The sequence below is a fragment of the Acidovorax sp. Root217 genome, assembly GCF_001428645.1.
In the GTDB taxonomy this organism is placed as follows: Bacteria; Pseudomonadota; Gammaproteobacteria; order Burkholderiales; family Burkholderiaceae_C; genus Acidovorax.
Genome location: NZ_LMIH01000021.1, coordinates 1 through 346 on the forward strand (window position 1 = coordinate 1; position 346 = coordinate 346).

Annotated in this window: 1 protein-coding gene; it reads left to right on the forward strand. The window is 69.1% G+C overall.

Going from position 1 to position 346, the window contains the following annotated elements:
* The coding region (locus ASE31_RS32105; protein ID WP_162261424.1) for a hypothetical protein at positions 1–346 on the forward strand (346 nt) is incomplete at both ends.

Below are 346 nucleotides of genomic sequence, written 5' to 3' on the forward strand. Positions count from 1 at the left end.
CCTCTCGGTCTCGGCCGTCAACATCGTCACCGGCGACACCATCGACGTCTCCAAGCTGTCGGTCGTCGGCCAGGGCGGGGGCTCCTACACCCTGACCAGTGGCAACGTCGCCGCTGCCAGCGCCACGGCGTTCTCGGTCACCCTGAACGCCGCAGACAAGCTGGCCGTGGGCGGCCTGCTGAACAAGGCCGGCACCACGGCCGCCGACGCCACCACCTTCAACCTGGCCGCCGCCGCCAGCTGGGATGTGACGACCACCTCGGGTGCAGACCTGACGGGCAACGCGGTGACCGTGTCGAATGTCTCGGCACCCACCATCACCTCGGCCACCTACGACGTCACCACC